At 45.2% G+C, this 26,517-nt stretch carries 19 protein-coding genes and 1 pseudogene; 2 read left to right on the top strand and 18 right to left on the bottom strand.

Annotation, left to right across the window (positions count from 1 at the left end):
• Positions 1-2 precede the first annotated feature (2 nt).
• From MHB84_RS26420 to MHB84_RS26400, 5 genes are all read right to left on the bottom strand, one after another.
• Positions 3-974: a carbohydrate ABC transporter permease gene (locus MHB84_RS26420; RefSeq protein WP_256716912.1), complete on the bottom strand. Its 972-nt coding sequence runs from the start codon at positions 972-974 to the stop codon at positions 3-5.
• A complete protein-coding gene (locus tag MHB84_RS26415; RefSeq protein ID WP_076291414.1) occupies positions 971-3,931 on the bottom strand; it encodes an extracellular solute-binding protein in 2,961 nt (986 codons plus the stop codon). The genes MHB84_RS26420 and MHB84_RS26415 overlap by 4 nt, the downstream gene beginning before the upstream one ends.
• Positions 3,928-5,046 (bottom strand): ABC transporter ATP-binding protein, encoded by a 1,119-nt coding sequence (locus MHB84_RS26410; RefSeq protein WP_076291415.1) that lies wholly within the window; start codon positions 5,044-5,046, stop codon positions 3,928-3,930. The genes MHB84_RS26415 and MHB84_RS26410 overlap by 4 nt, the downstream gene beginning before the upstream one ends.
• Before the next feature lie 294 nt (positions 5,047-5,340).
• Entirely contained in the window at positions 5,341-5,508 is a 168-nt protein-coding gene (locus tag MHB84_RS26405; RefSeq protein WP_246317927.1) for a LysR substrate-binding domain-containing protein, read from the bottom strand.
• A 69-nt stretch (positions 5,509-5,577) separates the two neighbouring features.
• Entirely contained in the window at positions 5,578-6,006 is a 429-nt protein-coding gene (locus tag MHB84_RS26400) for a MarR family winged helix-turn-helix transcriptional regulator (protein WP_076291416.1), read from the bottom strand.
• 158 nt (positions 6,007-6,164) lie between these two features.
• On the opposite strand from MHB84_RS26400, the gene MHB84_RS26395 reads away from it, so the two are divergent.
• Positions 6,165-7,475: an amidohydrolase family protein gene (locus tag MHB84_RS26395; protein WP_076291417.1), complete on the top strand. Its 1,311-nt coding sequence runs from the start codon at positions 6,165-6,167 to the stop codon at positions 7,473-7,475.
• A 294-nt stretch (positions 7,476-7,769) separates the two neighbouring features.
• Here the strand turns inward: MHB84_RS26395 and MHB84_RS26390 are convergent, their stop codons facing one another.
• From MHB84_RS26390 to MHB84_RS26340, 11 genes and pseudogenes are all read right to left on the bottom strand, one after another.
• Positions 7,770-8,756: a glycoside hydrolase family 43 protein gene (locus MHB84_RS26390; protein ID WP_076291418.1), complete on the bottom strand. Its 987-nt coding sequence runs from the start codon at positions 8,754-8,756 to the stop codon at positions 7,770-7,772.
• An 88-nt stretch (positions 8,757-8,844) separates the two neighbouring features.
• Positions 8,845-9,867 carry an endo-1,4-beta-xylanase gene (locus MHB84_RS26385; RefSeq protein ID WP_076291419.1) on the bottom strand — a complete coding sequence of 341 codons (1,023 nt, stop codon included), beginning with the start codon at positions 9,865-9,867 and terminating at the stop codon, positions 8,845-8,847.
• A gap of 51 nt (positions 9,868-9,918) precedes the next feature.
• Positions 9,919-10,476: a hypothetical protein gene (locus MHB84_RS31450; RefSeq protein ID WP_445322140.1), complete on the bottom strand. Its 558-nt coding sequence runs from the start codon at positions 10,474-10,476 to the stop codon at positions 9,919-9,921.
• A 201-nt stretch (positions 10,477-10,677) separates the two neighbouring features.
• Positions 10,678-11,452, bottom strand: a pseudogene (locus tag MHB84_RS31445) (glycoside hydrolase family 43 protein); the annotation flags it as partial.
• 24 nt (positions 11,453-11,476) lie between these two features.
• The gene (locus tag MHB84_RS26370; RefSeq protein ID WP_076288856.1) at positions 11,477-12,430 is read right to left on the bottom strand and encodes a carbohydrate ABC transporter permease; all 954 of its coding nucleotides are present in this window, start codon (positions 12,428-12,430) and stop codon (positions 11,477-11,479) included.
• Positions 12,430-13,395 (bottom strand): ABC transporter permease, encoded by a 966-nt coding sequence (locus MHB84_RS26365; RefSeq protein WP_076288857.1) that lies wholly within the window; start codon positions 13,393-13,395, stop codon positions 12,430-12,432. The genes MHB84_RS26370 and MHB84_RS26365 overlap by 1 nt, the downstream gene beginning before the upstream one ends.
• A 104-nt stretch (positions 13,396-13,499) precedes the next feature.
• Positions 13,500-15,173, bottom strand: a complete 1,674-nt coding sequence (locus MHB84_RS26360; RefSeq protein WP_310853299.1) for a sugar ABC transporter substrate-binding protein — start codon at positions 15,171-15,173, stop codon at positions 13,500-13,502.
• Positions 15,174-15,337: 164 nt separating this feature from the next.
• Complete coding sequence (locus tag MHB84_RS26355; RefSeq protein ID WP_076289333.1) at positions 15,338-16,876, bottom strand: response regulator transcription factor; 1,539 nt, start codon at positions 16,874-16,876, stop codon at positions 15,338-15,340.
• On the bottom strand, positions 16,866-18,689 hold the full coding sequence (locus MHB84_RS26350; protein WP_076289373.1) for a sensor histidine kinase: 1,824 nt from the start codon (positions 18,687-18,689) through the stop codon (positions 16,866-16,868). The genes MHB84_RS26355 and MHB84_RS26350 overlap by 11 nt, the downstream gene beginning before the upstream one ends.
• 43 nt (positions 18,690-18,732) lie before the next feature.
• Complete coding sequence (locus tag MHB84_RS26345) at positions 18,733-20,259, bottom strand: response regulator transcription factor (RefSeq protein WP_076289332.1); 1,527 nt, start codon at positions 20,257-20,259, stop codon at positions 18,733-18,735.
• Between the two features lie 414 nt (positions 20,260-20,673).
• Positions 20,674-21,027, bottom strand: coding sequence for a VOC family protein (locus MHB84_RS26340; RefSeq protein ID WP_076289331.1), 354 nt, complete (start codon positions 21,025-21,027; stop codon positions 20,674-20,676).
• 217 nt (positions 21,028-21,244) lie between these two features.
• Between MHB84_RS26340 and MHB84_RS26335 the strand changes: the two genes are divergently transcribed.
• Positions 21,245-21,709 (top strand): CBO0543 family protein, encoded by a 465-nt coding sequence (locus MHB84_RS26335; RefSeq protein WP_076289330.1) that lies wholly within the window; start codon positions 21,245-21,247, stop codon positions 21,707-21,709.
• 25 nt (positions 21,710-21,734) lie between these two features.
• On the opposite strand, the gene MHB84_RS26330 is transcribed toward MHB84_RS26335, so the two are convergent.
• Together MHB84_RS26330 and MHB84_RS26325 are read right to left on the bottom strand one after the other, a co-directional pair.
• Positions 21,735-23,021, bottom strand: a complete 1,287-nt coding sequence (locus MHB84_RS26330; protein WP_076289329.1) for a cellulase-like family protein — start codon at positions 23,019-23,021, stop codon at positions 21,735-21,737.
• Between the two features lie 97 nt (positions 23,022-23,118).
• Positions 23,119-26,514 (bottom strand): tetratricopeptide repeat protein, encoded by a 3,396-nt coding sequence (locus MHB84_RS26325; RefSeq protein ID WP_076289328.1) that lies wholly within the window; start codon positions 26,512-26,514, stop codon positions 23,119-23,121.
• Between the last annotated feature and the right edge of the window lie 3 nt (positions 26,515-26,517).

Genomic DNA, 26,517 nt, shown 5'->3' with positions numbered 1-26,517 from the left:
ACTTACAGCTCCTCCTTCGAGTTGAACAGCCGATATGCAAACCTCATCACAAAATAGCTGAACAACAGCAGCATGACCGACACTGCAGAAGCATAACCAAGTTCGAACCGGATGAATGCATAATCATCGACATGATTAATGATCAGATGACCGGCATACTGAGGAGTCACCGCCATACCCGTAAGCTGGGTCGAAATACTGCCTGCCTTCAGTGTAGACACGATGGTCATGACGGCACTGAACAACATCTGTGGCTTCATCGATGGGATAGTGATATAGAATACTTCCTGAAGCCGATTGGAGAGGCCATCGATGCGGCCGGCTTCATACAGCTCGCGATTGACCGTTTGTAATCCCGCAAGCATCGCCAGAAAACCTACGCTGAAACTCATCCATAAGGAGACCATAATCATAATAGGAAGCAAATACTTGGGATCTTGCAGCCAAGTGATTTGAGAGTCAATCCAGCCCATTTGTAATAAAAAATTATTTAGATACCCAACCCTATCGCCACTGAACGCTGCAATCCAAACGACCGACAATGCTACCCCACCAGCCATAGAGGGTGCATAGAACACTAATGTATAGTAATCCCTGACCCGCAGAGGCAGTTGGTGTATCAGCCAAGCGAAGAAGAACGATAGAATATAACCACCCGGCCCAACAATTAATGCAAACAGAAATGTATTCGGAAGTGCCTTGGTCAAAAAAATAATATCTTGCGTAAATAATGCGATGAAATTGTCAAAACCGATAAAATTCAGACTTCCAAACCCATCATAAGATGTAAAACTAAGTGTGGCCGCCATCACGACAGGAATGACGATAAATACGAGAAAGCAAATTAGAAACGGTGCCAGAAAAAGATAACAGAAAGCATCTTTTCTAAGCTCTCTTAGAAAACGCATCCACTTTGATACCAAAGGTGAAGGTGGCTTAGTTGGGTGTAACACGGGAACAACCTCTGTTTTCACGATTCTGTGTCCTCCCATACGTAGGGCTCTGTAATCTGTGGAATATTCAAACTTCTGCCCATAATGCCGAAGTTCCGCTGTCTGCGGTCCATCTCCCGCTGCAGGGACAAATGCGCTTCTTCCAATGATTCATCCGCTGGTATGCCGTCAAATACGGTTCGATTCCATGCAAAATCCATCTCCCTGCCCAAGAAATAGTATCCCGGTACATTCGGCATGTTCAACGCCCAACTGGCTTGTTCCCGAATAGCTTTCAAATCATCAGCAGGCCAGTTTAGAGAGTCCATCGCTTTTACATTGGCTGTATTCCAGCGATATTCAATACCATAAAATGATTCCATATCCGCAGCATATCGAGATTGTATTTCTCCTGAAGTCCACCACTTCAGAAATTCCCAAGCTTTATCTTTCTGCTCGCTTTTTTTCATGATCATCGCACCAGTTAGGCCTTGAGGAGACCAGCGCACAACCTCACCATTTTCCTGCTTAATTCCAGGTAACGGAGCGACCTTCCAATGTCCTGTAATTTCCGGCGCAGCTACTTGTAACTGAACATAGGTGTTAAAATCAGATATCCCAATCGGAATATCCCCATCCCGAAAGTGTTGAAAGAAAGCCGGGATATCAATTGGCAAATTGTATTTTGTAAACATCTCGGTCCATAATTTAAATGCTTGTTGTCCAGTGTCGCTGAATATATTAGATTTCAGACCGTCTTGTGTATAAGGGTCGGTACCATGTTCCAGAAACAATGTGGAATAATCAGCTTTTGGTACGTTCATGGTCATCCCATTCTCTTGCAGAGTGGGTAAGATATCAAACACATCGTCCCAGGTATCAGGCACTTCTAAATCCAGTCTTTCAAGTATGTCCGAGCGGTAAAACAACAATTGAAAATTCTGTACTTCTGGCAATCCATAAGTTCCACCATCATACATCAGAGCTCTGGTAACACCCGGTATGAACTGATTCATCATGTCATCAAAACCTGGATACTGTGATAAATCCTCGACAGCATTCCGCATGGCATAATCTGCAGGTATCGATTCTCCTACTCCAAGTGCAATATCAGGAACCTCTCCTGCTGCATTTCCAAGGATTAACATGTTTGGATTTGGCATAAGATTGATATTGACTTCAATCCCTGTCTTGGGCGTGAAATCCTGGCTAACCAGTTCGCGCAATAAATCAACATAATCCCGCCCTCGTCCGACCCAGATCGTTAACGCACCTTCTTCTTCTGGCCCTCCGAGATCATAATCCACATAGAAGGAACGTGAGAAGTCCGCTAACGAATAAGGTATTCGTGAGAGTGCAGTAGGCTCTTTGAGGCCTGTCTTAGCATCCGGTGTCCGCACAACCAGATAATCGAGAAGTAGCGGTTGCTTGGTCAGAGTCGACATCCATGTCCCGATATTGGCCTGGATCGTGGAGAATTCTTTGATTTTGCTTGGAATTTCGTTCACATCGCTCAGCATCTCCTCCAGAATGGTAACCGAAGCTTTAATAGCCTGTGATAGATCCGAATCCCTCTCATTGACCGAATTGGTATAAAGGCGAATCATGTTCAACCGATCTATAATAGCTTGAAGTTTGTTCTCAACTTCCGGATCGTACTTTTTCATTTCCCATGTCCGCGTTGAGTCGATATTGGAATCGGACGCGCTCTTGCTATAGTTTCCGGTAATCAACCTCATCTCACGGTCAAAAGCGGCGATCTGTAACAAAGTATCCTTAAGTGCAATCAATATTGGCTGCATCTTTGTTGAATCCGCGGTCATGCGTATAGAGTGCTTTCCTTGTTTAAGATAGAATTTAAAGGGTTCCCCGGAAACATTGGATAAGGTCGTAATTTCAAATTCCTTATGATAGTCAATTGCGTAGTTCAGCATCTCCTCGAAAGGAACCTTGCCGTCAATGGAGATGGTACGATAGGCTTTAAATCCTGGACGATAGTTCTGGAAGTTCTTTAGATCAATCTCGTACCAACCGTTTGTTGGCACTTCAATATCCCATTCTACCCATTCACCTGGTAAGTTCCAGTGGTTTCCACCAAGCACATTATAGGTGATCCGTCCCTTGGGATCTGGTGATATGTAGGGCTCTGCCCAATGATCTGTTTGAATCGATAAATGTGATTTGCGTTCAAATTGCTCTGTTTCCCTCACCATGTACCAGTCGGAAGCATCAGATGATACTGAAGGATATGCACTCTTATATTCCTCGTACGGTATGACATGCTCATGACTTTGGAATGACATTTGTTGCAATGCAACTCCACCTCGTTCGCCCACTAATCTTAGCGTATGTTCCCCTGTCTCCAGTCGAAACAACAGCGGACGGGAGGAAACCGAATAATCTGATACTGCTTTACTTATCCATTCGTTCAGTTCCGTCTGTTGCGGTCTTACCTGCATACCTAGTTCGTTGCGATCATACGGATACTTAGCATCCTTCCACATCCGTTCCAATTCAACACGTTCCGCTTCCTCGAAGGGATAACTGCCATCAATCATCACTCCCCGAATCACGGAACTGTTACTGCCCGGTAAGGGCTTGTAATCCAAATGAAGTTCATACCAGCCAGCTTTCGCTACATGAAACGTCCAATCTACTGATCCTGCTTCGTTATCCCAATTGAGCACGGTTTTTCCGTCATCCTTCGATGAACTGAGTTTGGTTATCGGTGCTGCTGTGTCATATTGACTAGGGTTGATCCGTATTTCATTCCCGTTTCCTCCAGAACGTTCTTGTTCGCTTACTCCCTGCATCAGGATGGCATAAGGGATTTTATCACCTGCTGGCTGGAATTGAAGTAGCTGATCAGCTGTCACACTACCAGAGTAAACAACCTGTTCCTCGGAGGTTATCCACCGGATAACGCCAACAACCAGGGCAGCAACAATCAATATTTGTATCGGAAAGCGAAGATAGCGGGGCAATGAACGCTTCTTCATGTTTCATCTCTCCCAAATACAAGTTCCGTAGTCTCATCAAAAAAATGTATCTTGTTCATTTGAAGTCCAACCGATACGATCTCATCCGTTTCATATCGTGTGACTGGTTCTGTTCTAACAATTAACCTGATATGTCCAAGCTGGATGTAGACATAAGAATCGGCTCCAGTCTCCTCAGTCATCTGTACAATACCTGGTAGGAACGAAGAATCATCGATACGTCCACGGCAAAGAGAGATGTGTTCTGGCCTCACGCCCAGAATAACGTTTCTAACCGCTCCAAATTTACGTTCTAATCGAGAGACACAGTTTTCTGGAAGCAGTAGCCTCATCCGTTTGTTGGAGAAGTAATAGAACCCATCGCTCACTTCGATCGTGCCTTTAATGAAATTCATTTGCGGAGAACCAATGAAGCCTGCTACGAAAACATTCGCAGGTTCATCATAGAGCTTTCTTGGGGGGGCGACTTGTTGAATAACACCATCTTTCATCACAACAATACGTGATCCCATCGTCATTGCTTCCACCTGATCATGCGTAACATAAACGGTTGTCCGTCTTAGTTCCTGCTGCAGCTTGATCAGCTCTGCACGTGTCTGGGCTCTAAGCTTGGCGTCCAGATTGGAAAGAGGTTCATCCATCAAAAATACTTGTGGTTCTCTTGCAATAGCTCTACCAAGGGCCACACGCTGCTTTTGGCCGCCAGATAACTGACTTGGTTTGCGGTCCAATAGGTGCGAGATTTCCAGTATCGAGGCTACTCGTTTAACACGGGTATCAATCTCATGTTTCGCAGTCTTGCGCAATTTCAGACCAAGTGCAATGTTCTCCAGCACGGACAGATTGGGATAGAGGGCATAATTCTGAAATACCATGGCTATATCCCTGTCTTTTGGTGAGACATAATTAATGAATTTCCCATCCAGGTATAACTCTCCGCTGCTGATTTCCTCTAACCCGGCCAGCATCCGTAGCGTTGTTGACTTTCCGCATCCAGATGGTCCTACCAGGACAAGAAATTCCCCTTCATCAATCGTTAAATGAAAGTCGTTGACGGCAGGGCGGGATTCGCCTTTATACCGTTTAAATACATGATCAAAAGTAATGCCTCCCACCTATTCTCACCTCTCCCTTACTCAACTTCCGTTTGTATTCTCAATGGTAGCGCAAACATTTCCAGTAAAAAATGAGATAAAATTAATCTTTGTAGTTCATTCTTAATCTGTATTTCAAAACAGTAACTAAAGATAAAAAAAGCCCGTGTATGAAACCACTGTTCAGTGGTTCCATACACGGGCTTAGTTAAACGATCCAAATGAACACTTACTAATAAATACAGCTTTTCTCATGTTAAGTTGGGCCATGGAACTAAAATCGCTAATTTAGCGACTTTCTAGATGATCATGTTTTTACCCCAACGTTTTCAACTCACTCTTTGCGATATCAATAAAGGCAGCCATTGATGGAGAAATCCATTTCTCACGATGCCAGAGCATCTGTGCGGAAAAGGATACATCCGATAAATCCCATGGTAAAGCAACTAGTCTTCCCTCTCTTAATTCTTCCTTCAAAGCCATCTCAGGTAGGGACTTTCAGTGGGGCAAAAACCTTTTAATCAGCCATCATTTCACAGGAATTTTTCTTCTTTATATCGTCTCATTGATTTTGATCAACAATTTCTTTAATACTTGCTTCTCTTCGTCAGAAAGGACTTGAACGATTTCTTCCTCCACTTTTTGGAAAGACTCTTGGAAGTCTTCAATCAATTCAACCGCCTTTGGCAATACGTATATGTTTTTTTGCCGTTCATTATTGGCCGGGATTTTACGCTCGATGAACCCTTTCTGCTCTAGAGCTTGAAGCATACTTGTAATGCTGGCCCGACTTAGATGAAATCGATCTGCAAGATCCATTTGAATAATATGACTATTTTGGTTTTCGTAAATATAATCAATTACTTTTCCTTGTTGAGCGTTTAGCCCTAGTTCTTTTATACTTTCGTCCGCTCTTTTCTTTAACTTAAGACCGATAATCTGAAATAAATCCAGATAAGGTGTTTCCTTTCGGGATTTCATAATCTCCCCTCCTGATATTGTTAGGAATCTAATTGTAAGTATATAAACTATACTGCGATCCTCTTGGCTTGTCAAAAAAACATTAGCTAGTTGACAGTTAGAAGACTAACAGTTATGATTCGAATTGTTCGAGAAAGAAACACTTGGGAGGAATTCAAATGGATAAGATAAATAAAAATGCTGCGTTAGAACAAGTTACGGCGATTACAAATGTACGTGTCTTTGATGGGGAGCAAATCATTTCATCAAGACATGTTGTCATTAAAGGGGAGTCTATTGTTTCAGTCGGTGGAGACTTTCCAGCCGATGCAACGATTATCGATGGAGATAATGCGACTCTAATGCCTGGTCTGATTGATGCACATGTCCACACTTCCATCGGCGGATTACGAGATGCCCTACAATTCGGCGTTACCACTGAACTCGAAATGAACGGTGATTTTACTAAACGAGGGCGCGAAATTCAGTTGAAAAATGTGAATGACATCGCAGATGTCCGTTCTGCTGGCACAGCAATCACCGCTCCGGGTGGTCATCCGGATGAATTATTGCCGGATGGAGATGAAATACCTGAATTCGTATTAAAGGAACTAGAGAAGTTATCAGAGGCAGACCGGGAAGCAATGTTAGCCGCATACGCTCACGATCACGATGAAATACCGCAAGTGACAACAGTCGAAGAAGCGATGAAACATGTGCATACCCAAGTCGAGAATGGGGCCGACTATATTAAGATCATGATTGAAGAAGGTACGGTCATGGGTGCACCTGGACTGCCTGTATTAAGTGACGAGATTCTAAAAACAGCCGTGACAGAAGCCCACAAGTCGGGTAAGCTGGTCATCGCCCACGTCTTGACGGCTCTTTCATCGCAACAAGCCATCGATTTTGGAGTCGACGGTTTGGGCCACTTGTTCATCGACAGACCCGAGTACACCTCCGAGTTAGTGAAATCTATAGCAGGTTCAGGCGCATTTGTTACACCGTGCTTGGTGTTGAATTCATCAATTATTGGAAATACGGCATCCGAATTAGCGAATGATCCGCGTGTGCATTCCAAATTAAGCCCTGATTGGATTGATATTTTGAACTCAAGCTTCAATACGTTCCCTCAAGGCAATATGGAGAATAGCTTTAAGAATGTGATGGACCTTCACCGTGCTGGAGTTGATATTCTGGTAGGGACAGATGTCGCACCAGTTCCCGTTCCGAACCTCGGAGGCCTTGCTCATGGGGCAAGTGTCCACCACGAGATGCAGTTGCTAGTGAAAGCCGGGTTCACTCCAATCGAAGCTCTTCAATCGGCTACTTCGAAACCAGCCCGTTGCTTTGGTCTTCACGATCGCGGCCGTATTACCGAAGGAGCGCGTGCTGACCTTGTTCTCGTAGACGGTGATCCAACAACGAATATTTTGGATACCTTGTCGATCAAATCCGTGTGGTTTAATGGTTCGCAGCAACTAGGTTAATCCCATTCAATCTGCTCGTATATTGGAAAACTCCGTGCTATAGCACGGAGTTTTAAGCATTTTCTTCTGCACTACTAACTTTATTCTTCTCTTCGCTGACCTAATAAAATCCCCTCCGGTATCCAGTGTTAGAGTTTCACTGTCTACCATGAGGGGATATACCTAGGGTTATATTGGAATTCGTTCCTTTTCCTCTTGGAAAACGTACCATGCCCTGAAATTTGTATTCACTCTAGGGCTCTTCAGAATTTACTGTTTCAGAGAAAAAGACATAGGTTCACATTCACATCCATATCACTTCTCTGGATACGGATCAATCATGCGTATGGTGCCATCCGGGTTATACGTCAACTCGGCAAACTTGACGCAGCGCTTGTAATCAACGCCGCCGGAAAGGGAACAATCGTGATAGAACAAATACCACTTTTCCCGAAATTGTACAATCGAATGATGCGTTGTCCAGCCCATGACTGGCGGCAAAATGGTACCTTGGAACGTAAACGGACCCATCGGATTGTCGCCAATGGCGTACACCAGCTTGTGCGTTGTTCCTGTGGAATAGGACAAATAATATTTCCCGTTATATTTGTGCATCCAAGGGCCTTCAAAATATCTACGCTCCTCATCCCCAGCAGTCAGCGGATTTCCTTCCTGATCCACGATGGATATCTCCAGCGGTTCCGAAGCCATTGAGAGCATATCTTCACTCAGCTTTGTAACTTTTGGTCCGATCGCCGGAGCATCTGGAGCAGGTCCCTCCGCAAGTTCCACGTAGCTTCCTGTCTGCCATTTCTCCAACTGTCCCCCCCACAACCCGCCAAAGAACATATAAGCCTGCTCATCATCGTCCACGAACACAGCGGGATCAATGCTGAAGCTGCCCTGAATATATTGCTCCTCCGGTTTGAACGGTCCTGTCGGTGAAGACGATGTAGCCACGCCGATGCGGAAAATGCCATCATGGTCCCGAGCCGGGAAAAACAAATAATAGATGCCTTTTCTGTATGCGGCATCCGGAGCCCACATTTGACTGGATGCCCAAGGGACATCCTTCACATGCAGCGCTTCGCCATGGTCCGTCACGGGTGAATTCATGTCCGCCATAGACAGCACATGATAGTCTTCCATCTTGTACTGATCTCCATTGTCATTCACCGGACCGTCGTGATCCAGATCATGGGAGGGATAAATATAAATACGATCCTCGAATACATGCGCTGACGGATCAGCAGTAAATATATGGGTAACTATAGGTTGATGCGGTTTAGTTATTTCGGACATACAAATGGCTCCTTCCAATAGATATGTACTCCCGAGTATCTCATCGAGATGCTATGGGTTAAACGAAACAATATTGATCCGTTTCACGTCACTTGGGTACAGTGATTCGCGCAACACGCTGATACGCTTCCTTTGGACGATGCAACTCATCGAACAGGAATGGCCAGTTTTTCCGCCCTCGGATAGGGAAATTGTCAAGCCAGGTGTAGTCGTCGGCAGCCCCCCAGAATGTCACAGCGCTAATATGCTCCTTATATTCGTGAAGAAGGCGGAAGATGGATTCGTATCGCTCGCCTTGCAATTCCAGCATCTCTTGCGATGGCTGAACGAGATCTGTACGTCTGTCTTCAAAGCGAAATACCGATACATCCAGTTCGGTGAGCTGAAGCTGCAGTCCAAGCTGCGCATACCGCTCAATTGCTGCGCGCATATCATCCATGGACGGATCATACAGATTCCAGTGTGCCTGCAGGCCAACGCCATGAATCGGCACGCCTTGATCGAGTAATGAACGGACGAGCCGATAGATGCGTTCCCGCTTATGTGGATCAGATTCGTTATAATCGTTATAGAACAACAATGCCTGCGGATCTGCTTCATGGGCGAATTCAAACGCTTTGGCAATAAAACCTTCTCCGGCGATATCCAGCCATTTGGATGGGCGCAGGAATGCGTTTGCATCATCCGCATCATCAGAAATAACCTCATTTACAACATCCCAGGCATAGATAACGTCCTTATATCTGCCAACGACGGTCTCAATGTGTGCCTTAAATCGCTCCAGCAATACATCGCGCTCCACCAGTCCGCCAATTTCATTCTCGAACAACCAATCCGGAGTCTGGTTGTGCCAGACCAGCGTATGACCACGCAGCGCCATGCCTTGCTCTCTGGCAAAGGAAGCGATGGCATCTGCATCCTCAAACGTATACAGTTCCTTCTGTGGATGCACACTGGAGAATTTCATTTCATTTTCTGCCGTCAGGCTGTTGAAGTGATATGCAAGCAATGAACGTTGGCTGTCAATCGTCTTCGGACTCACTGCTGCTCCAATGTGGAATGCATCCTTGTACAATTCCTTCAGTGAAGCCTCTTCTCGAAACGAACCCATAATTTCCCTCCTTTAAATTTCCTTCTTCGCATTGACTTATTAGCAACTGAATCAGACCGAGTACTCGAACCAATTAAAATGGGCTGGTGTGCTACTTGCCTTACCACTGCCTGTAGCGTATAGTCCGACCACCGCTCCGGTAAAGCACATTTTATGCACAAAATCCTCTGGGGACAATGCTCTTGCCAAGCCTGAACCCAAGGCTGTCCAGTTCTGTCCGTCCTCGGAACAAGTCAGCCTATATTCCTTCTCCGTCGATTCGATCCGGAGAAGCAGCTGCTCCGCTTCAGTCTCGCCCGCATACACGATTTCCGACTCTCCGCGTACCGTGAGACGGGCAAATATCAGATTGCGGCCTTCTGACCGTCTTATGCCAAGTTCATAGTGTGCATCTTCATCCCGGCGAACACACAGTCCCGCTTCTTCTCCATCCGCAACTGGCATGAATGTCAGGCAGGTTGTAAAGCTGGCATGAATATGCTGCTGCCTGCGCCCAACAAACGTAATCTCACTTACGTCCCCAAGACCTCCCGCTTGACCATACAACGTTAAGAAACCTGGTTTTTCTGTAAGCGAGCATGATCCTTCTGTCGGGTTGCGCACAAACATCCATTGTGGCCCGAGTTCTCCGTCGAATTCGTCCCGGCCGACAATGATAGCAGTATGGCTCCCGGGCAAAGAAGGTAATGTCATTGGCAATCGCTGGACCTTCATGTCCAGACTCACTATTCCTTCATTGTTGTCCATGTGGGGCCAGCCCTCGTTCCAAACGACCGGGGCGAGGAACGTTTCACGTCCAAGCACACTATATCCGTCCTCTGTCAAACGCACGCCAAGGAATACGGCCCACCATTCTCCGTGGTGATCCTCCACCAGATCGGCATGACCCAAATACTGGATCGGATGGTCCAGATGGCGATGGGTCAGGATCGGCTCAGGATAGCGTTCAAACGGACCATAAGGTCGATCGCTTCGGCCGATGATCTCACGATGCTCCTTGGCCGTCCCACCAGAAGCAGACATCATGTAATACAGACCATTGATTTTGTACAGATGTGGCCCTTCGGTCCATGGCCCTCCATCTCCATGCCAGACAACTTGTGGTTCAGAGAGAGCCTCACCTGTAGCGATGTCGATCTCATACTGGATGGCATGAGAATCGTAATCGGCACCTTGTTGGGCGGTCACGTACACTTTGCCATCGTCGTCAAAAAACAGCGAGGGGTCAATGCCCCCCATAGGGAATACAAATTGGATCGGACCATGGTCCGGCAGGGTTGGTTGTCGTAACATAGAAGTTCCCGATGCCCCTTACATCTGTCGTAATCATATAAAATATACCTTCATGGTAACGCAGTGTCGGAGCATAAATGCCGTCCGAGCTCTTCTGACCGGTCAAATCCAGCTGGCTGATTCGGTCCAGTACATTGCCGATCTGCTCCCAGTGAATAAGATCCGGACTCCGAAAGATCGGCACGCCGGGAAAATATTCAAACGAGCTGCAAATGAGGTAAAAATACTCTTCCGCCTTCACAATGCTGGGATCCGGATAGAATCCGGGAAGAATCGGGTTGGCATAACACATGGTATTAGCTTGGAGTTGCTTCATCTATTCCTTCACACTCCCTACATTTAGTCCAACGACAAAGTATTTTTGCATAAACGGATACACCAACAAGATCGGAACAGAAGCGACAATCGTAACTGCAGCACGAATCGAAATGGGCGTTACCTGTGTGGAATGCTCCACCCCCACGCCGTTGGCAACGGAAGGATTACTGTTGGCGTTCATACTGGAAGACAACAGCTTCATCAGTTCGTATTGCAGTGTACTGAGCTCTTGACGTGATGACGTGTATAGAAAAGCATCGAACCAGGAATTCCACGCGCCGACTGCGACAAAGAGCGCAATGGTCGCTAGCACAGGTTTGCACAGTGGAAAAATAATTCTCCAGAAAATTCTGAAGTCGCCTGCTCCATCAATTTTGGCTGATTCAATCAAGCTTTCAGGGATCGTGTAAATATAGGTACGAATAACGATCAGGTTAAACGCACTAATCAGCGATGGTAAAACATACACCCAGAAGGAGTTAATCAAATGCAGATCCTTCATCAGGAAGTACCCCGGAATTAGCCCGGCATTGAAATACATCGTCAGCACAAAAATGGTCGTAATCAGCTTGCGGAAAATATAATCGCGCCGACTCAACGTATAAGCCAGCATGGTGGTCAAGAAAATGTTCAGAACGGTGGATAGTACTGTACGTGCAACGGAAATCAAAAATGCATTATAAATGGTGCCTGATGCAAATACGGCTTTGTAATTCTGCAGGGTGAAATCGCGGGGCCACAAATATAAGCCTCCTCGAATGGTGTCATTCCCTGCATTAAATGAAACCACAATCGTGTTCAAAAATGGATATAACGTCACAATCACCAGCAGCACCATGAAGATGGTATTAAAGGTGTTAAACAGAAACGGTTCCATGCCTCTGCCACCCGGGCGGCGAACGGAAAGCGCCGCTGTATTTCCTAAACCAGACAATGGTGTTTTTTTCGTCATTATAACAGCCTCTCTTCCCCAAGCCGCTTGGCGGTCCAATTCGCTACAAGTAACATCGTAATGCTGACAACGGTCTTAAATATTCCGCCTGCAGTTGCGAGCGAATAGTTGCCCTGTGCAATCCCGTATTTGAGCACGAAGATATCAATCGTTTCCGCCCAGTCAACAACCAATCCGTTACCCAGCAAATACTGAACCTCGAAGCCGGCTTCCAGAATATGTCCAATCGACATAATCAACAGGATGACAATGGTAGGCTTGATTCCCGGCAAGGTGACATTCCACATTTTTTGATATCGATTGGCGCCATCAATATCGGCAGCTTCATACTGTGCCGGGTCAATCGAGGCCATGGCCGCCAAATAAATAATAGTGCTCCACCCGACTTCTTTCCAAATATGAGAACTTGCCACAACGCCCCAGAAATACTTTCCTTCCGTCAGCCACAAGATTGGCTCGTTGATGAGGTGCAGTCTCATGAGGATATCGTTGATAATGCCGTCAGAAGCAAGCGATGTCGCTACGATGCCGGTCACGATAATCCATGATAAGAAGTGAGGAAGATAAGAGATGGTTTGTACCGTCCGCTTCCACATGACCTTCTTGATCTCATTGAGTAACAATGCCAAAACAATAGCGGTAACGAAACCCAAAATCATGTTGATGATACTCATGGCCAGCGTATTGCGGAGCACACGCAAGAAATTGTCATCGGTAAACAAAAATTGAAAATGCTTAAACCCTACCCACGTTTGCTGCGAGAAACTTCTGGCCGGTTTGTAATCCTGGAAAGCCATCGTCCAGCCCCAGACAGGCACATAAGCAAAGATGATAATGTACGCAAGCAGAGGAACAGACATCCAAATGAGCTGTCTCTGTGCTTTGATATTTTGCCAGGTAATCCGCTTCATTTTTGGTTTTTTCTTCGGGCGGAGCGGCTTGGTACCCACTACAATTTCCTCCATAATATCAGGCCCCTATCCATCTTTATTGAAAGGAATAACGTCCAGCGATATGTTCTTCAAAAAAATCGGGAAGGAAGGTAACCTTCCTTCCCGACAACAATTTCTTATTTCACAGACCAGTTATCGATTCTCCACTTCAAGACTTCATTGATACGATCTTCATACGTTTTAATATCCAGCTTTTGAATTTCGGAAACGTATTCGCTCCATACACTGCTGAATTCAGACGTGTTAGCCAAAATCGCTTTCGGCAAATATTTGGTTGATAATTCGTTCAACTTCGTATTGGCAATCTTGGCTGGAGATCCCTCAACCAGATCGACAGACCAAGCAGGGTAAGTCACCGGATTCTCTGGTGGAGCACTGAAGAAATCGACATAGCTGTTGAAACCATAAGCGCCCAAAACTTCCTTATCAAACGGTCTCAAGCTGGCCTGGTATTCTTCCGGCTGATTGCTTGCCGAAGTGGCGTTGCCATCGCTAAAGTAACCTTCCATTTTCGGTGCAGTTCCATAGAAAGCATCTGCTTTATTGGCCAGTTTCCAGGCCGCATCTGCGGCATTGTCGCGCTGCTCTTGGGTTTTCATGAAACGGCCTTCGTCATTGACGTAATAGTCTTCATCCTGAATGCCCCAAGTGAGTGTCTTTTGCCAATCTTCTTCCATGAGCTTGTCGAGTGCTTTAATGATTTTCACAGGGTCTTTGGCACTCACGGTAATACCGAAGCCATTGTTCAGGTTAAGCGCTGCGCGATCACGATAATAGTCTTTGGTGCTGCTGTCATACACGAGCGGGAATCCCACATAAGTGCGTTCAATTTTGTCCTGCGTTATGAGCGAATCTTCCGCGCTGCCGAAATTCCAGTGTTGGTCGAACATGCCGAGTACTGCCCCACTGGACAATTTGGCCATATATTGGTCGTAGTTTTGTGCAAACGCTTCCTTATCCAGCAAGCCTTGTGCATTGATTTCATTTAGTTTCTGATAGTACGTCTTGGCATAATCCTTGTCCGCAAAGATCTCTGCCTTGCCGTCGTTGACGACCACACCACCATCATTCGGATGACCAATCAAATGCTGCGGCGGATTCAGCAAGCCCCAGTTTTTCCAATCATAGTTCAATACCTCGAAACCGACTGTCGGTTTGCCGTCAATGGTTGGATACTTTTCCTTGTATTTCGCGATCAAGTCAAAGTATTCGTCCAGTGTCTTCGGTGTCGGATAACCGAACTCTTTCAACACGGCTTTTTGGATCCAAAAGGCAGGTCCGCTGTAGTAGGTATCCGCCACTTCGCCGTTGTATGCACCGTAGTTTGGCAGGTAGTAAATGTGTCCATCATTCGGGTCCTTCATTTGATTCCAGTACTTCTCGTAATGCTTCTTCAAATTAGGCGCGTGTTCTTCAATCAGATCTTCAAGCGGAATGACTGAACCGGCTGCCGTAAGTTTGGTATCGGCTGAGATCAGATCCGGATAATCTCCACCGGCGATCATGACGCCGAGCTTTTGGTTCTTGTCACCAGCCAGAAATTCGAATTTGAATGTAACGCCGAGCTCTTCCTTGATTTTTTTGTAAATCTTGTTGTCAGCGGTTGGCTGCTGTCCGGCCTCGTTCAGGAATACCGAGATTTCTAACGGACTATCAGCCCCCACCTCACTACCTTTACTACTCTCCTCTCCGCTGCCTGAATTGCTACCTGAGCAACCTGCTAGCACAACGCTCAATGATAATAACAACGTTGCCCCCATACGGAAAAATGATTTCTTACTGTCCCCCATAAAGCACCTCCAAAGTTTGATCTCACTATATGAAAGCCCTTTCATTTGAATAATTTAATTATAAATTTACATCTTCATGGAAACTATATTCGAATTATAGCTCTTTCCGAGAAAACCTCAGGTTTTCTTAAAATATCGAAATGGGCTTCTTTGAAGATACATCGCTAGACGTTTTTCTTATATTCGTTAGGAGACATGCCCATTCGTTTCTCAAATTGTTTTAAAAAATGATGGTAATTAGCGTATCCAACCTTTTCCGAGACTTCGCTATTTTTGTACTGATTCATATGCAGCAATCGACATGCCTCTTCAACCCGCAGGTTATGAAGCAGTTCATTAAAGCCGATTCCATTTTTTCGTATCAACAGTTGTCCCAAGTAAGCTGGATGCAGGAAGAAACGCTCTGCAAGCAACTTAATGGTCAATCCCTCGCGGAAATGCGCATGAATATAATCGTTAATATCCTGTACAATACCCTGTGCTTCGAAGACGCTCTCTTTAAGCAAAATCTCAAAGCAGACTCTTCCGCACGAACGCAACATGCCAATCAAATCATCAAAGGTTAACAGTGTTTCATCCAGATCCGGAATTTCGAACAAACGGTAATTCTCTGAATCTTCTGCCATTTGCGACCTCACGTAGGCCCGAATTTCATGAAGAAGGTAAATGACAAATTTTCGAGCCTCATCCGGATGGACCCTCATCTGTCGAAACGATTGCTCCATAAACTCCACAGCGGATTGGTAATTGGCGTAATCAATGAGCTGAAGTGCTCCGAGTACTCGCTCAATCAGTTCAACCTGTTTGTTGTGTCTTTGAAAATCACGGTTCTGAAGATCAGCATAATCCATTATGCTGTTCACTTCCGCTTCATAAAAGGCGTGCAGCAATGCCTTCTCTGCTGTTATTCGGGAGTTGCTGATTCGATGAAGAGAGGATTCCGCTGAGCCAATCGCCATATATGTACGAAAGCCCGCCAGACGGCGAGCCAGTCCTTCTAATAATGTTCTTAAATTCTCGCTCGTTCTCAGCGGTCCGGAGGAAACATCGCCGAACACAATGGATACGAGATCATTTCGCATACGAATGAAATAAATGACATGTTTGCCGTTCAGAACTTCTGAAGCAAGACTACTCCACTGGCCAAACTCTTTCTCGGATACCTGAACCAGACATACACACCAGGATTCAGCTGACTGGGAAAGGGACTGAATTAGTTGAGTACTTTCTGGAGATCGCACTTTGCCTAATAAAGCCTCCTTCATCGTCAGAATTTCCTGCTCTCTCCATGCAATCTGCCCAATATATAGCTGCTCTTGCTCCTTTAGCAGTTCCATGCCCATTGTACGAATCTCGGACTCCGCCTGTTCCTCATCTAATGGTTTTAACAGATAACCGGAAACTTTGAATTTAAGCGCTTTTCGTGCAAACTCAAAATCGCTGTACCCCGTAAGTATAATGAACTTGGTCAACCAGTTTCCTCTACGACGCCATTCTTCAATCATTTCCAGTCCATTCATAATGGGCATATGAATATCAACCACGACAAGATCTGGCTTTTGCTCTTCCATTCGTTGCAATCCTTCCGCACCATTGCTGCACAAAGCGCATACCTCAAAGCCAAGACTTTCCCATGGAATCCACAGCTGCAAGCCCTCTAGCGCCAATGGCTCGTCATCAATCAACAGTACTTTAAATGCCATTGTCCCTGCCTCCTTCTTTATCCTGATGCTCTAGCAGTTGCAATGGAATTTCGAAGGAAACCTCTGTCCCTTCACCTATTATGCTCACCAGGTTAAAATCCACTTTATCGTCATAATACAACTCAAGACGGCGATATACGTTACGTATGCCAATATGACTCCCTCCGCACTCCTCCTTGCTCCGCATATGGTACAGAACCTCTTGTAAGCGTTCCTTATCCATGCCCTTACCATTATCAGATACAACGACTCGCAGGCGCTCGCTCACAACTTCCGCTTTAATTTTCACATAGCCGAGTCCCTCAATAGCCTGAATTCCATGTTTGCAAGCATTCTCAGCCAATTGCTGGATACTCATTTTGGGAATTCTATACTGCCTCGCCTCATCGCTAATATCAATGTAATATTCAAACTTGTCTCGAAAACGAAATTTCTCAATTCCAAGATACATGACCGTAAAACTCATTTCCTCTTCCAGCGTGACCAAATCGTCCTTCCAATTCAATAAACGGCGAAGCAGCTTGGATAAGTCCTTGATAATATCCTTGACATCCGCATAATTGTTTTTGGTGCTAACCACCAACAGCGCATTTAGTGTATTGAATAAAAAATGGGGATTCATCTGGCTTTGCAGCAAATTCAGCTCAGCACGAATACGCTCAGCCTCCTGACTCCGCTGTTGAATTTCAAGCTTGTACACATTATTGATTAAGGAATGGATCTGAGCGGTCATCATGTTGAAATTACGTATCAGATGGCCTATCTCATCCTTTCCACCATCAATGTTGATCAGATCAAATTTCTCGTTACCCACCTTTTGCATATGTCTTGAAAGGCGTTTTACTCGATAATTGTATGATCGCAGCACGACATAGATAAAGATAGAGGTAACCAAGGTAATGATACCAGCGAGCATGCCAAAATAAAGCTTCATGGAAAGCATCGCTTGTTTGACACGTGTTTCTTGAGGCACACCAATGAGCTTCCAACCTTTCACATAGCTGGCATTGCCAATTGGAACGATATGTAGATCCTTGTCCGATGCCTTGCTCATATTGAATAACGCATAATCACTATCGACCTCGCCCTGATACTTGTCATCTGTGGATACGATAATCTGATTTTTGGCGTTGACCAAATACAGATCCAGCGAACTTTTCTCTCTCGCAATAACGTCATAGAATCGATTAAGATAAAAATCAATGCGCACCAGCTTCTTGTAAGAGTTGTCCGAGTTATAATAGTCCATTTTTTCAATTACGCTAAAATACGACGAGATCGCCGCGCGATCATTTGCTGCCTTATCGCGGTATGCAAGCACACTCAGTGACTCCCCTGACGTTTCCCATTGCCTGAACCAGGTACTGGTGTTCATTGAGCTGTCCAGATAATAATAATCCCCTCCTGAGACAATGGTTGGGTTATCCGTGTAGATGCCAATTCGCTGAATCTGATTGTTCACGGGAATATAGGAAGTCACCCGATGGCGAAGCTGTTCATCGAACGTATTGTAAAAATCCAGTTGACCATTGTATACACGATCCATGGATTCGGACAATAGCTTATCCGTGATTAATGCGTGACTGACAGCGACCCCCCCGTCAATCATGGTGTGAATGTCCTTTCTGGCTCGCTCCAGCGAAATTTGCAAATTTTGTTCTTCCCGCTCCTTGATCAGCCCTGACATACGATCCATGAACAAATAATTGCTTGCTATGATTGGAAGCAAAATACCAATAACGTATATCAGTATAAACTTGTAGTTCAAAGGAATATCGTTCACGATACCGCGAAATCGGAATTTCCTAAACATGTCTTCCATCGCCATCCTTCATTTGTTACTTGTCATATCAGGCCTATGATTGTTTTCTGTAAGTAGAAGGAGCCATACCCGTCATTCGCTTGAACTGACTTACAAAATAGTCAGCATTGGGGTACCCTGAACTGACCGCAACTTCGGCTATGCTGGAACAGCTCTGACGTAATAGTCTCTTGGCCTCCTCGATCCGTTTATCATTCAGATATTCCCGAAAAGACTTGCCAGTCTGCTGTTTGAAGGCTTGCCCCAAGTAGTTGGCATTCATATGAAATTTCTGTGCAAGTTCCTGGAGCTGCAGCTTCTGCCGAAACTCATGGTTAACATACTGCACTACACGAAAAATCGTGCTGCATTCCTTTTCTTTTCGCTGCTCCTGCAGAGCTCTCAAAGCGTTGATACTTAATACCAGTGCATATTCCCGAAATGCAGGATAGGAATCAATGTCGGTTAAGCCGCCCAACATATGTTGTAGCTGCAACTTAAACCTGTCTACATCCCCATCCAGCTCCTTCAGGTGCTTGAGAACTCCCATCTCAAGGGCAAGTAATTGTACCCGAACATATTCTATATCCGACACAGGCAGTCCTGAACCTGGATTTGCAAGCAGCTCGTTTACCTCTCTCTCGATCCCGCCCTCTTCACCCGTTAAAATGGTATTAAACAGGTTAGTTAAAGTCTTTTGGTTCACAGTCGCCATGATACCATTCCTTGGCAAGTCTTGATCGCAAATAATGCCACTCTCTTCTTGATAACGCTTCCATTTCAAGGCAGAAAATGCTTTTTCATATGCCGCCCGCATAGCGACTACTCCACCTGAGTGATATCCAAATGCCGCTATGATTGATGCATGACCGGAGTACATCTCAAACAGGTTTCTCCCTAGCCTCTCAAGCCAACTCAGGGAATCTTCAATTTCAGCAGCAAATACACCCATTCTTCCGTCAGCATCCATAAAAAATTCGTAGTGAGGAGCGCTAGCAAAACGCTGTACGTGTGATTGTATGTCCGCATTACAAGTATCCGCCTCAATTAAAAGACAGGCCATGTTCTCATGACCCTCCATTTGCAATATACTTTCCACTTCGGCTTGCAGTTCACTGCTGTCCTCACCCTCAAACAGACGGTTGAACAAACAGTTTACATATAAATTACGCTCATGTTGATACAGCTTCTCCGAGATAAGCTCATTCTGAATTTTACGACTCATCTGTTCTAATACGTTTTCAATCTCAACCTCATCAATGGGCTTGAGTAAATAATCCTCCACACGCTGTTCCAGCGCTGTTTTCACATAATCGAAGCTATCGTATCCGCTTAATATGACAAAACGCGGCGGTTTGGCTAGATTTTGTATCGAACGGTCAATCAGTTCAAGTCCGCTCACTGATGGCATATGAATATCTGTAAACACCAGGTCTGGCCGAAGGTTCTCAATAATGGACCAAGCAGCGTTTCCGTTCTCTGCCTCTCCACAAATTTGAAAACCGTATTTATTCCAATTTACCATTGTTCGTAGACCTTCAAGTACCCATGGCTCATCATCCACCAACAAAACATTCATCATTCTTAGTTCCCCCCGTTAATAGTGATGAATAATCTGCTTTTACCTTGGACACAAACGTGGATCATTGCACATTGGAAAATGTGTACCTATATAATTATTCAGATCTTTCAGCTCTTATACAATAGACAATACTTGATTTAGTATCCAAAGCTTTACTCTTTTATAGCTTTTGGTATAGTTCTCATTTTATGATAGCGAACTTTTTTCAGCACCACACCTCAGCAGCTTTATGTACCACATTGGCGATGATTCTGGTTCAATTTTGTCATTGTACACCTTGAATTTGCGACTATTAGTTAATCATAACATCCGAGAAAAGAATGCCAATACTTCAAACCAATATACAATAATTTTTAAAGAAAGAACTTTAATTTAAACAGTAACTCTGCTTGTACACACTCTCTGACATCTGATTTAATGTATATGAGCAAGGATATTGATTAACTTACCAAATGGATCACGGACATAGAATCGACGAACTCCCCAGGGCTCATCCGTAAGATCATATTCTATTGTGTAACCAGCGCTTTTCATGCGTTCGTACGCTTCATCGACATCATCGACTTCAATTGAAAGATCAGGTGTAGATGTATTTGAGCCACCTTGTGTGGCTATACTTATTTGAACGTTCTCCTCCCCAAGTAATCCGTATGTTTCAATCCAACCATGATTCATCAATAAATCTAGTTCAAGCACATCCTGGTAAAAGTTTTTTGCTGCTGGAACGTTTTGTGTATTAATATTGGTGACAATTCGTTTTACCCTCATTTTCAAAACCTCGATTCAAATAATATATTTCCCCAATGAGGAAACTTCGCCCTTATTTCACATTATCATCTAGTACCACGTTATTCAATCGACAAAAAGGCCAACCAGAAGATTCTGGCTAGCCTGCTAATACAAAAGTGAGATGCATCCCTTATGAAATTTTAAATTTGGTTAATAATAAGAAATTATTCAGATGAAAACTTATGGGAGTGATTTGATGCTGGGGAATGTCATTTTTGGTTTGGTTATCCCCATCTTAATTGGTGGTTGGATTCTACGCAGAAACGTCAACATCCTCTTAGCTTATTATCCGCTGGGAGTAGCCACCTCTTCTTGTCTAAACGGTGTGGGTTTTAATTTCTTTTGGAATATACTTCCAAACACTCACAACCAGTCATATGCAGGCCTCCCTTTCGACTTAGGTATATACCCTATTGCCGGGTGCCTCATGATCTACGTGATTCTTGAAAAAAATACGAAGTCATGGCTAGCAATTCTAATCACATCTTTTACATTAACGCTGATCGAATGGTTGGCTAAGGAGATGGGTAGAGTTATATATTTTAATGGCTGGAACATCTATTGGACTTTCTTTTCTTACTTTCTTCCTTTAGTCGTAGTATACGGATATAGTAAAGTATTCACTATGATGTACGACGTTTCTAAAAAGAAGAGAACATAAAATTCAATTCTTGCCAACATAACAATTATTGCGATGCAAGAATATATCGATTCCATTTCTGCTGCCAGGCGACATCGTCCCAGAAAGGATGATGTGGTGCACAGTTGGAGCATAGAGTCATTCCCCAGAAGCCAAGAGCCATTCCTTTACGCAGCGCGTACTCTGCAATAAATTTCCCTATAGGCCCCTCTTCGAATCCCGCTAACAACGGCGTGTACCCAACATACCCTTCCCCAATAACGACCGGCAGGCCAGAATGAGCCGCCCATTCGTGAGCTTCCTCGAAGCGCATATCTACCTTTTGCAGCATAGCCAGCTTATGTTTACTATAATTGTCGTATAAAAAAAGATCCCATTTATCGGGCTCCACCCAGTCATGAAGATAGAGCAGTCTTAACCCTACCGGATTTCCATCCATCCTCCATTCCTGGTCACGCGGTAGCGTATACTCTTCAAATGCAGGCGCGTCCTCTCGCAGGAGCGATTGGACGAATGAGCCGGGAAAAGGCGTATGTTTATCATCAATTCCAGCCGCTTCGGTTAATTCATTCAATACCCCTTTGATATAGAGATGGAAATGTGCAACCTGTAAATTTCCCGCTACATAGGATTTGGGATAGGCTTCATTTAGTGTATAACTTGCTGTCATCAGGATATCCGGGTGGACACTTCTAAGATAACCTACGGCCTCTTCAATATAAGGCTGCATGGCTTCCACCAGTGCCGGTACATTGGACTGAGCAATGCCTTGAGCGTTTCCAATCTCGGTCAGTTGCCCGAACTCCACCTCATTATGCAACTCTGTGTAGACGATCTGTTCGTCATATCCTTCCGCTTTTATATACCGGATAAGCTGATCCATGGATCTCGCAATAGCCATAAATCGCTCCTCGGGAGCTATGGCAGCCAGTTCATCGCGCAACCCGGGAAAGGCCAGAAAGCTGGGGCTCTGCTGATATTCCCAAGAAGACAAGATGATATAACAGCCATGGGCCTTGGCCTGTCTGAACAACTCCAGTAAATGCGCATGTCCATCCAGCTCGGCGCCGCCCCGGCAGTTATACCAGCGTGTCCGCTGCCCGATCTCTCCAAGGCTGCCGAAGTGTAACGGACCCGGCCGCTTGCCTTCCGCCGTGAACAATAAAAAGGGCATCGCACAGATTCGGATCGTATTATAGCCCCTCTCCACCGCTTCCTTAAATCTCGCCTCAAGGTCGCTATAGTGTTCTCCCGGTAAGGTCATGGTGTACCAGGAAAAATCCCACATCGTGATGGTCAGTTTGCGCGGCAACTCCCTACGCCCTACATCCATTATCATTACACCCTCCTTTTTGTTTTTAGCAATACAGGTTTATTCTTTGTAATACAGTCAATGAACAATATCTCTACATCTCTTTGATGATGGAGCATTAAGGTTGACATCCTTCGCGCAGTCGCCGGGAATACCGTCTATGAACCATTGCCCCTTGATGATTAGGCTCCATTTCCAGAGCCAACTCAAGTTCGGTTCCGGCTTCTTTGTCACGGCCTAGCCCCAGAAGTCCTAACCCCCTCATGTACCGGCAATGGATTACATTGCGCCGGTTCAGATCATCATCAAATACCAGGAAATCTGGCAAAGATACCGCAAAATAATCCATTTTGATATCGTCAAAAATATGCTTTTCAGCATAATCGATCAGTTTATTAAAACGACGCTTAGCTTCCTTCACGTTACGGAGCTTCAACCAGGCCAACCCTTGGTAAAAAATCATTTCTGGCGGCTGATCGTTGTAGAACAACGCACTTGTCGGCTCAGCTAGACCCTGTGAAGCTATGGTGTAACTAGCGATGGCTTCTGATTCCCGCTGCAGACCTTCGTAGGCCATGCCGAGATAATAATAAATATTATTCTCCTGAGTTCCTTCCAACTTACCTTCTCCCAGATTCAACGGATAGACTAATGCTTGTTGTAAATGCTGAGCTGCTGCTTCATAATGACCGTTTTGCAGCGCTTGTTTACCAAGCTCGGTATGAGCCAACTTATATTGCCCGGGCACTTTCCCCTCTCCACCTTCCCACGGATGGAAATTGCGCCGAGACAAGGCAGCGCTTGCCTCTTGATAACGTTCAAGATTGTTTAACAGGGTTACGTATTCCACATACAGATCATCCCGCTTCTCAACCAGATCTCGCCTCTCTTCAAGAATATGGAGGCGTTTGTCTATTGACCACGCGAGTTTCTTACGCAGCTGATCCAGTTCAAAGAAAATACGACCATCATCCGGTGCACAAGCAAAGGCCTGTTCAAGCGAAGCTAGGGCCGCTTGCGGATTGTTGTGTTTATTATAATAGGCCAACCCCAAGTTTCGGTGTACCGTCGGAAAATCATCCCGCAGTTCGCGGGACTTCTCCCAGCTCGCAATCGCCTCGATAGGCCGTTTTTTGTCATAATAAAAGTTTCCGAGATAGTAATGAGCCTTGTCGTCCTTCGGATTAGCATGAACTGCACTTACCAGCAGCTCAAGTTCATACAAGGTGTTCGGGAAACAATAGGTTGGGTTGGCCAATTGTCCCTTACGACGAGCTTCTTGAGCATGTTCATGTTGTCCGGTACGTTCATATAATTCAGCTAGTGCATAATGCAGCATCGGGTAGACTGAATTCTCCAGGTCCACTATGCTTTTCCCTACTCCAATGGCTTCTTCATAGAAACCGCTGTCCATATAGTCTGCGATGACATTCAGATAGTTGTGGGCGTCATTTCTCATCAATTGCTGCAATTCAATCAGAATACCTTGTGCAGCATCCTTGTCTCCCATAGCTGTATGAGCCAAAGCCAACTCATTATAAGCTCCAAAATCCGCAACATCCAATTCAAGGGTTTCAAACGCACAGGCCTTTGCATTATCAATCAGACCAAGCTTGCGCAGCAAGGCGGCTTTCAGATTACGTGCTTTATAGTTTCGTGAATTGCGGATGAGTGAACGATCAACATGCTCCAGAGCCTCAGTGTACTGGCCTTTCAAGCTGGAAATCTGAGCAAGGGAGAAGTACCCTGCATCCTGCCACGCTGCCGACCATACCGATTTGTGAAAAGCAGTAAAAGCCTCCTCCAAACGGCCTTGACCACGAAGTGCTACTCCCAGCTGATAGTAGGCCTCGCTGTCATATGGGTTCGGATTTCGCCAGTTCAACCGCTCAATCGCTTTGCGGAAATACTGTTCGCTGTCTATATATAATCCACGACGAAGCAGTAAAGTTCCATAAGCTACATTCAACCGGATATCACCGTTATCCCGCTTCAATCCTTCCAGATAGTACGCTTCAGGCTCAAACGTAGCATGCCGATATTGCTCCAGATGCTGGCCTGCCAGATACAGTTCTTCGGTCGAACCCAGTTCTTCTGGTGCTGCCAGTGGTTTAGCAGCTTCAGGAATCTGTTCAATATCCGGACGTTTCGGTTGATAGGAAATCAGGACTCTGCCTTCCCTATTTCGAACCAAAAGCTTCAAATCATGCTCCTGCTCCCCACTCTCCAGCGGAATTACCTTTTGATATACATCTACAGGGGACAATTCAACCGTTTCCTGCAAATACCGGGTTGCCGCCCCACTCAACTCCACAACGGCATGTTCGAGTTTAGATGTTGCATATACCTTGATCACTGCCTCTCCGGCTTCAGCATCAACTTCCAGATTGATGGCTGCTTCAATGGAGGCATTTTTTACGACACCGATGTTTTTGTATGGCATGAAATACTGGGTAAAGGTCTTCTCCTCGTAGGGTTGTAGCCAAGTGAAGTCAGGCTGATTGTCTGTGTACACTCCAGTCATGAGTTCAATATACGGTCCATCTTCATCGGTCAATTGACGGTCCCACGCCTGACCGAACTCCCCATTCCCCCACGTCCATTGCTTCTTGCCGGGAGAAATATGATGATTCGCCACATGCAGCAATCCGGCTTCTACGCCGTGATCGTATGCGCCGACGAAATTATAATCGGATTTATAAGCCATGTACGAAGTCGGAACCGGGATGTTTTTATACCGGGAAATATCAACGCCTTCCGAGTAATCCTGTTTGTAATAAGTTCCGGTAGCGATAGGAAAACGCGAGACATCCCTTTTGCCATGATCAAATACAGCCGTTACGTCTGGAGGAAACACGGATTGCGTATATTCATTAACCGCTACGGCCGGATTTGCCCACCACAGAAAGGTCTGCGGCTCAGGTGTCCGGTTGTATAATTGAGCTTGGATCTCCACATAGGCCTTATCCGAATAGAGTTTGAAGGCTGCAGTGACTTTTGTACCGTACATCCGGTCGATCTCACTAACCCAGACTGTAGCACTGCCATCACCAGTTGCTTCGTATTTGTATTCAACCGGACCAAATGTATTAGGACGGTGATGCTGTGGCCAGTTAAATTCAATTCCTCCGGATATCCAAGGACCAGCAAGGCCCACCAGTGCAGGCTTAATGACGCGGTTATAATAGACAAAATCATAATTGTTCGTTTTATCAAGCGCACGATAGATTCTACCGCCGATTTCCGGCATGATCTCAATACGGATATACTGATTCTCCAGGATAACCAATTTGTAATTTTTATCATGCTTCACATCCGAGATACTCTCGATCACTGGATGCGGATACACACGGCCGGTGCTTCCCTGATAGATTCTTTTCTCCAGAAACATAGGATTTGGGTCAGCTTCACCCGCCTCATATGTAGGTATCAACACGTTTGTCTCCCACACTTGTACCTGACTGGATCCGGTTGGATCCGCCTTCAGCTTGTGATCCACAGCCTCATGCTTCATGTT

It is taken from the genome of Paenibacillus sp. FSL F4-0087 (genome assembly GCF_038020215.1).
Classification (GTDB): domain Bacteria; phylum Bacillota; class Bacilli; order Paenibacillales; family Paenibacillaceae; genus Paenibacillus; species Paenibacillus taichungensis.
The sequence above is the reverse complement of the archived record's forward strand: the minus strand, read 5'-3'. Positions and strand labels throughout refer to the sequence as shown.

Excerpts from the sequence above, each read along its gene's own strand:
- MHB84_RS26415 (WP_076291414.1), bottom strand. The coding sequence starts at position 3,931 with ATGAAGAAGCGTTCATTGCCCCGCTATCTTCGCTTTCCGATACAAATA.
- MHB84_RS26405 (WP_246317927.1), bottom strand. The coding sequence starts at position 5,508 with ATGGCTTTGAAGGAAGAATTAAGAGAGGGAAGACTAGTTGCTTTACCA.
- MHB84_RS26400 (WP_076291416.1), bottom strand. The coding sequence starts at position 6,006 with ATGAAATCCCGAAAGGAAACACCTTATCTGGATTTATTTCAGATTATC.
- MHB84_RS26395 (WP_076291417.1), top strand. The coding sequence starts at position 6,165 with ATGGATAAGATAAATAAAAATGCTGCGTTAGAACAAGTTACGGCGATT.
- MHB84_RS26390 (WP_076291418.1), bottom strand. The coding sequence starts at position 8,756 with ATGTCCGAAATAACTAAACCGCATCAACCTATAGTTACCCATATATTT.
- MHB84_RS26385 (WP_076291419.1), bottom strand. The coding sequence starts at position 9,867 with ATGGGTTCGTTTCGAGAAGAGGCTTCACTGAAGGAATTGTACAAGGAT.
- MHB84_RS31450 (WP_445322140.1), bottom strand. The coding sequence starts at position 10,476 with ATGTTTGTGCGCAACCCGACAGAAGGATCATGCTCGCTTACAGAAAAA.
- MHB84_RS26370 (WP_076288856.1), bottom strand. The coding sequence starts at position 12,430 with ATGACGAAAAAAACACCATTGTCTGGTTTAGGAAATACAGCGGCGCTT.
- MHB84_RS26365 (WP_076288857.1), bottom strand. The coding sequence starts at position 13,395 with ATGGAGGAAATTGTAGTGGGTACCAAGCCGCTCCGCCCGAAGAAAAAA.
- MHB84_RS26360 (WP_310853299.1), bottom strand. The coding sequence starts at position 15,173 with ATGGGGGACAGTAAGAAATCATTTTTCCGTATGGGGGCAACGTTGTTA.
- MHB84_RS26355 (WP_076289333.1), bottom strand. The coding sequence starts at position 16,876 with ATGGCATTTAAAGTACTGTTGATTGATGACGAGCCATTGGCGCTAGAG.
- MHB84_RS26350 (WP_076289373.1), bottom strand. The coding sequence starts at position 18,689 with ATGTTTAGGAAATTCCGATTTCGCGGTATCGTGAACGATATTCCTTTG.
- MHB84_RS26345 (WP_076289332.1), bottom strand. The coding sequence starts at position 20,259 with ATGATGAATGTTTTGTTGGTGGATGATGAGCCATGGGTACTTGAAGGT.
- MHB84_RS26340 (WP_076289331.1), bottom strand. The coding sequence starts at position 21,027 with ATGAGGGTAAAACGAATTGTCACCAATATTAATACACAAAACGTTCCA.
- MHB84_RS26335 (WP_076289330.1), top strand. The coding sequence starts at position 21,245 with ATGCTGGGGAATGTCATTTTTGGTTTGGTTATCCCCATCTTAATTGGT.
- MHB84_RS26330 (WP_076289329.1), bottom strand. The coding sequence starts at position 23,021 with ATGGATGTAGGGCGTAGGGAGTTGCCGCGCAAACTGACCATCACGATG.
- MHB84_RS26325 (WP_076289328.1), bottom strand. The coding sequence starts at position 26,514 with ATGAAGCATGAGGCTGTGGATCACAAGCTGAAGGCGGATCCAACCGGA.